Below are 6,175 nucleotides of genomic sequence, written 5' to 3'. Positions count from 1 at the left end.
TATCCAGCTGAGCTACGAGTGCATTTGTTGCCGCGCATTATAGGCCGTTTAATCTCTATGTAAAGCACTTTTTCTAGTAATTTCAAACACTTACCGAAGAAGCTAGATTACAACGTACTACGCAAATAATGGCGGAGAACGGGGGATTCGAACCCCCGACACCCTTTTGAGGTGTACTCCCTTAGCAGGGGAGCGCCTTCGGCCACTCGGCCAGCTCTCCGCAACACGGGGCGTATATTAACCAGCTTCTTCCCCGTTTGCAAACATAAAAAACGATAAAAATTAATGGCTTGGTTCCTCGTCCTTCTCTTTCTTTATACGCAGGTAAATTTCTTCCCGGTGGACAGCAACCTCTTTCGGGGCGTTGACACCGATACGCACTTGATTTCCTTTGACGCCGAGCACGGTCACGGTGATTTCGCCATCACCTATAATCAGGCTTTCTGCGCACCGACGAGTCAGAATCAGCATACCTTTCTCCTCACGCATTTCATTTCAGGGACAACAGTCTGCAAAAAAAAGGCACTCGACCTACAACCGGAGCGATCGCAGCCCTACATGCCTGAGTATTGACTAGCGCGAGCAAAAGAACAGCTTCGGGTCGCACCATTCAAAAAAACAAAGGGCGCGGTCAGACCGCGCCCTTCGGCAAACGCATCACTCGCCCTGACGGGCCGGCGCGTCCAGTTCGAAAGCCGTGTGCAGAGCGCGCACAGCCAGTTCCAGGTACTTCTCTTCGATCACTACAGAGACTTTGATCTCCGAAGTCGAGATCATCTGGATGTTGATGCTCTCCTTGGCCAGGGATTCGAACATGCGGCTGGCCACGCCTGCGTGGGAGCGCATGCCCACACCGACGATCGACACCTTGGCAATCTTGATATCGCCAACGACTTCACGGGCACCGATCTCGCGAGCGGTGTTTTCCAGCACGGTTTGCGCTGCCTGGAAGTCATTGCGGTGCACGGTGAAGGTGAAGTCGGTGGTGTTATCGTGCGCAACATTCTGCACGATCATATCCACTTCGATGTTCGCGGCACTGATCGGGCCGAGAATCTTGAATGCAACGCCCGGGGTGTCTGGCACGCCACGGATGGTCAGCTTGGCTTCATCGCGGTTGAAAGCGATGCCGGAAATGATCGGCTGTTCCATGGTTTCCTCTTCATCAATAGTAATGAGGGTGCCCGGACCCTCCTTGAAGCTGTGCAGTACGCGCAGCGGAACGTTGTACTTACCGGCGAATTCCACCGCACGGATCTGCAACACCTTGGAACCGAGGCTGGCCATTTCCAGCATCTCTTCGAAGGTAATCTTGTCCAGGCGCTGAGCCACGGACACCACACGCGGGTCGGTGGTGTAGACGCCGTCGACATCGGTGTATATCTGGCATTCGTCAGCCTTCAAGGCTGCCGCCAGTGCCACACCCGTGGTGTCGGAACCGCCACGACCGAGGGTAGTAATGTTGCCGTGTTCGTCGACGCCCTGGAAGCCGGCGACAACAACCACACGACCGGCCTTCAGGTCACCCCGAATCTTCTGTTCATCAATCTGCAAGATACGCGCTTTGTTATGAGCGCTGTCCGTCAGAATCCGCACCTGACTGCCTGTGTAAGACACCGCTGGCACGCCGCGCTTGATCAGCGCCATGGCCAACAGCGCAATCGTTACCTGCTCACCGGTGGAGACGATCACATCCAGCTCACGAGGAACCGGTTGGCCGTCGCCACTGATTTGCTTGGCCAGATCGATCAGACGGTTGGTTTCGCCGCTCATTGCAGACAGCACAACCACCAGGTCATCGCCGGCCTCGCGGAATTTCTTAACCTTGTCGGCGACCTGCTCGATTCTCTCGACAGTGCCGACCGAGGTGCCTCCAAATTTCTGTACGATCAAAGCCATTTCAAAGCCGCCTCTGCCCATGAAGGGCGCCCAAATAATCACTCAAACAGCGTTAAGGCCCGCCACTAGACTGCGGGCCGGACACACTGCCTTATAAACCCTGCTCTACAAATGGAACAGTCAGGGCCAATGCCGCATCCAGTGCGCCAGCGTCTACACCACCGCCCTGCGCCATGTCTGGACGACCACCGCCCTTCCCGCCCACTGCTGCAGCGGCTTGCTTCATCAAATCACCGGCTTTGAGTTGGCCAGTCAGGTCTTTGGTTACGCCTGCAACCAGAACGACCTTTTCCTCATGGACACTGCCGAGCAGGATCACTGCGCGGCCGAGTTTGTTTTTCAGTTGATCGACCAGCGCCAGCAGCGCCTTGCCGTCCTGACCGTCCAGACGCACGGCCAGCACTTTCACGCCTTTGACGTCCAGGGCGGAAGCCGACAGATCGTCGCCTGCTGCGCTGGCTGCCTTGGCCTGCAACTGCTCGAGTTGCTTTTCCAGCAGACGGTTGCGCTCCAGCACAGCCGACAGCTTGTCGATCAGGTTGTCGCGGCTACCCTTGACCAGGTTGGCCGCTTCCTTGAGTTGTTCTTCAGCAGCGTTCAAGTATGCCAGCGCCGCGGCGCCGGTGACCGCTTCGATACGACGCACGCCGGAAGCCACACCGCCTTCGCTGATGATTTTCAGCAGACCGATGTCGCCGGTACGGCTGGCGTGGATACCACCGCACAGCTCGACGGAGAAATCACTGCCCATGCTCAGTACGCGCACGCTGTCGCCGTACTTCTCGCCGAACAGCGCCATGGCGCCCTTCTGCTTGGCGGTTTCGATATCGGTTTCTTCGGTTTCAACGGCGGAGTTCTTGCGAATCTCGGCGTTGACGATGTCTTCCAGCGCCTTCAACTGCTCAGGCTTGATGGCTTCGAAGTGGCTGAAGTCAAAGCGCAGCCGCTGACTGTCGACCAACGAGCCTTTCTGCTGAACGTGCTCGCCCAGCACCTGACGCAATGCCGCATGCAGCAAGTGAGTCGCCGAGTGGTTCAACGAAGTCGCGTGACGCACTTCAGCATCAACATGCGTCTCCACCGGCGCACCAATCATCAGGCTGCCCGACGCCAGCACACCGTGATGCAGGAACGCACCGCCAGTCTTGGTGGTATCGCGCACGTCGAAACGGCTGTTGCCGGCCTGCAGATACCCGCAGTCACCGATCTGGCCGCCGGACTCAGCATAGAACGGGGTCTGATTGAGAACGACCACACCCTCTTCACCTTCACTGAGTACGTCGACCGACTGGCCCTCTTTATAGATAGCGACAATTTTGGCCGAACCGCTGGTGGCCTTGTAGCCGGTGAACTCGGTCGCCACGTCAACCTTGACCAGCGTGTTGTAGTCCAGGCCGAACGAGCTGGCCGAACGCGCCCGCACACGCTGGGCTTCCATTTCGCGCTCGAAGCCGGCTTCGTCGACCGTCAGGTTGCGTTCGCGAGCGATGTCAGCGGTCAAGTCCATCGGGAAACCGTAGGTGTCATACAGTTTGAACACCACGTCGCCCGGCACTACGGTGCCTTTAAGTTCCAGCAGATCCTGCTCGAGAATCTTCAGGCCGTGCTCCAGGGTCTTGGAGAACTGCTCTTCTTCGGCCTTGAGCACGCGCTCGATACTGGCCTGTTGCTGCTTGAGTTCCGGGAACGCTTCGCCCATCTCGGCAACCAGCGCCGCGACGATCTTGTAGAAGAAGCTACCGGTCGCGCCCAGCTTGTTACCGTGACGGCACGCACGACGAATGATCCGGCGCAGTACATAGCCGCGGCCTTCGTTGGACGGCAATACGCCGTCGGCAATCAGGAAACCGCACGAACGAATGTGGTCGGAGACAACCTTGAGCGAAGACTGGTCGTCGTTGCTGCAGCCAATCGCCTTGGCCGAAGCGCTCAGCAGGTTCTTGAACAGATCCACTTCATAGTTGGAGTGAACATGCTGCATCACCGCACTGATCCGCTCCAGACCCATGCCGGTGTCTACCGACGGCGCTGGCAGCGGATGCAATACGCCGTCGGCGGTACGGTTGAACTGCATGAATACGTTGTTCCAGATCTCGATGTAACGGTCGCCATCTTCTTCCGGCGAACCCGGTGGGCCGCCCCAGATGTGGTCGCCGTGATCGTAGAAAATCTCGGTGCAAGGGCCGCACGGGCCGGTATCGCCCATGGTCCAGAAGTTGTCGGACGCGTACGGCGCGCCCTTGTTGTCGCCGATGCGAATCATGCGCTCGACCGGCACACCGATTTCTTTGGTCCAGATGTCATAGGCCTCGTCATCCGAGGCATAGACCGTTACCCAGAGTTTTTCCTTGGGCAGTTTCAGGACACCGGTCAGGAAGGTCCAGGCGTAGGTGATCGCGTCGTGCTTGAAATAATCGCCGAAGCTGAAGTTACCCAGCATTTCGAAAAACGTGTGGTGACGAGCGGTATAACCGACGTTTTCCAAGTCACTGTTCTTGCCACCGGCGCGCACGCATTTCTGGCTGCTTGTTGCACGGGTGTACGCGCGCTTTTCCTGGCCCAGGAAGCAGTCCTTGAACTGGTTCATCCCCGCGTTAGTGAACAGCAGGGTTGGGTCGTTGCCCGGAATCAAAGAGCTGGAGGCTACACGGGTGTGGCCTTGCTCTTCGAAGAAGCGAAGGAAGGCTTCACGGATTTCTGCGCTTTTCATTAGGTTCTTCCACGGAGGCTGCGGCCAAAAGCCTGTGCGAAACGTCAACAGACGAGGCGACGGCAAAGGGCCGCATTATATCGGCGTTAGTGACTAGGTACAGTGTGTTTGTACGTTACAAACAGTCAATTGGACCGCTAACACGGTCAGTTGCGAGAAAAGTCGACAAATGTAGTGACGACCTGCCCGATTTGCGCACGACTGATGTCCATGTGCGTGACCATTCGCAGGCGACCGGCAGCGCTGAGCTTGATGCCCCGCTCGGCGGCAAAGGTCTTGATGGCCTCGGCCTTGTCGCCCATCTGCACGTAAACCATGTTGGTCTGCACCGGCTCGACCTCGTAACCCGCGGCTCGCAGGCCTTCGGCCAGCCATTGGGCATTGGCGTGGTCGTCGGCCAGGCGCCGAACGTTGTTTTCCAAAGCATACAAGCCGGCTGCCGCCAGAATTCCGGCCTGGCGCATACCGCCGCCGACCATCTTGCGCAAACGCCGTGCCTTGCCGATCAACTCGGCCGAACCGCACAGCACCGAACCGATCGGCGCGCCCAGGCCCTTGGACAGACAGACCGAGACCGAATCGAAATACTGGGTGATCTCTCGAGCATCGACACCCAGCTTGACCGCCGCGTTGTACAGCCGCGCGCCGTCAAGGTGCAACGCCAGCCCGTGCTCACGGGTGAAACTGCGGGCCCGGGCCAGATACTCCAGCGGCAGGACTTTGCCCTGCATGGTGTTTTCCAGTGCCAGCAGACGGGTGCGGGCGAAGTGGAAGTCATCCGGTTTGATCGCGGCCGCGACGTGCGCCAGGTCCAGCGAACCATCCGCCTGCACTTCCAGTGGCTGCGGCTGGATCGAACCGAGCACCGCTGCACCACCGCCTTCATACTTATAAGTGTGAGCCTGCTGGCCGACGATGTACTCGTCACCGCGTTCGCAATGGGCCATCAAGCCCAGCAGATTGCTCATGGTGCCCGTCGGAACAAACAGCGCCGCCGCAAAACCCAACTGATCTGCAAGTTCGGCTTCGAGACGATTGACCGTCGGATCTTCACCGTAAACGTCATCACCGGTGGCGGCTGCGGCCATCGCGTCAAGCATCCCTGCGGTCGGTTGGGTGACGGTGTCGCTGCGAAGATCGATAACGCTCATGAATCTGGCCTCGGTTTGCAGGGGAAATCCCTTTCAGTAACGAATTACTGCGGTCATGCCGACGAATAATCAACCCTTGAGTAGGAAATGGCTTCCCGAACCGACGAAAAAATCGCTAGCAATCATCAAATAGCAGCGATGCACAAGTGAGAAATATGTGTTAAAAACGCTTCGCCGCCAAACAATCTGGCGGCAAAACGTTCTCAGGGCGGGGTGCAACTCCCCACCGGCGGTAATTGCGCGCAATGCGCATAGCCCGCGAGCGCTTGGCGACAGGCACGGCAATGGCTGTGATGGCGGCAAGGTCAGCAGACCCGGTGTGATCCCGGGGCCGACGGTCATAGTCCGGATGAAGAGAGAACGGGATTGGCGCCAAAGGGCCGTCCGCAGGCATTCGTGCGAGCGTGCGTACCCT

General features: G+C 58.1%; 4 protein-coding genes, 2 tRNA genes and 1 riboswitch (1 of these 7 cut by a window edge). All 6 genes read right to left on the bottom strand.

The genetic code is table 11. The annotated features are described in order from the left end of the window. A tRNA-Arg gene (locus tag QK293_RS03250) sits at nt 1-22 on the bottom strand (it extends 155 nt beyond the left edge of the window). Nucleotides 23-129: 107 nt separating this feature from the next. Then, nucleotides 130-220 (bottom strand) — tRNA-Ser (locus QK293_RS03245). A gap of 62 nt (nt 221-282) precedes the next feature. Continuing rightward, nucleotides 283-471 carry a carbon storage regulator CsrA gene (gene csrA, locus QK293_RS03240; protein WP_002554426.1) on the bottom strand — a complete coding sequence of 63 codons (189 nt, stop codon included), beginning with the start codon at nt 469-471 and terminating at the stop codon, nt 283-285. A 186-nt stretch (nt 472-657) separates the two neighbouring features. Beyond that, nucleotides 658-1,899 (bottom strand): aspartate kinase, encoded by a 1,242-nt coding sequence (locus tag QK293_RS03235; RefSeq protein ID WP_129437628.1) that lies wholly within the window; start codon nt 1,897-1,899, stop codon nt 658-660. A 91-nt stretch (nt 1,900-1,990) separates the two neighbouring features. Beyond that, complete coding sequence (alaS, locus tag QK293_RS03230; RefSeq protein WP_282375595.1) at nt 1,991-4,609, bottom strand: alanine--tRNA ligase; 2,619 nt, start codon at nt 4,607-4,609, stop codon at nt 1,991-1,993. A 146-nt stretch (nt 4,610-4,755) separates the two neighbouring features. Next, nucleotides 4,756-5,760, bottom strand: coding sequence for a low-specificity L-threonine aldolase (gene ltaE, locus QK293_RS03225; RefSeq protein WP_282375593.1), 1,005 nt, complete (start codon nt 5,758-5,760; stop codon nt 4,756-4,758). Nucleotides 5,761-5,955: 195 nt separating this feature from the next. Further along, a riboswitch (FMN riboswitch) is annotated at nt 5,956-6,126 on the top strand. The last annotated feature ends 49 nt before the right edge of the window (nt 6,127-6,175 follow it).

Origin of the sequence: Pseudomonas sp. AL03 (assembly GCF_029960815.1) — a bacterium.
Lineage (GTDB): Bacteria > Pseudomonadota > Gammaproteobacteria > Pseudomonadales > Pseudomonadaceae > Aquipseudomonas.
The sequence above is the reverse complement of the archived record's forward strand: the minus strand, read 5'-3'. Positions and strand labels throughout refer to the sequence as shown.

Coding starts and splice junctions, on each gene's coding strand:
- alaS (WP_282375595.1), bottom strand. CDS start 4,609: ATGAAAAGCGCAGAAATCCGTGAAGCCTTCCTTCGCTTCTTCGAAGAG.
- csrA (WP_002554426.1), bottom strand. CDS start 471: ATGCTGATTCTGACTCGTCGGTGCGCAGAAAGCCTGATTATAGGTGAT.
- QK293_RS03235 (WP_129437628.1), bottom strand. CDS start 1,899: ATGGCTTTGATCGTACAGAAATTTGGAGGCACCTCGGTCGGCACTGTC.
- ltaE (WP_282375593.1), bottom strand. CDS start 5,760: ATGAGCGTTATCGATCTTCGCAGCGACACCGTCACCCAACCGACCGCA.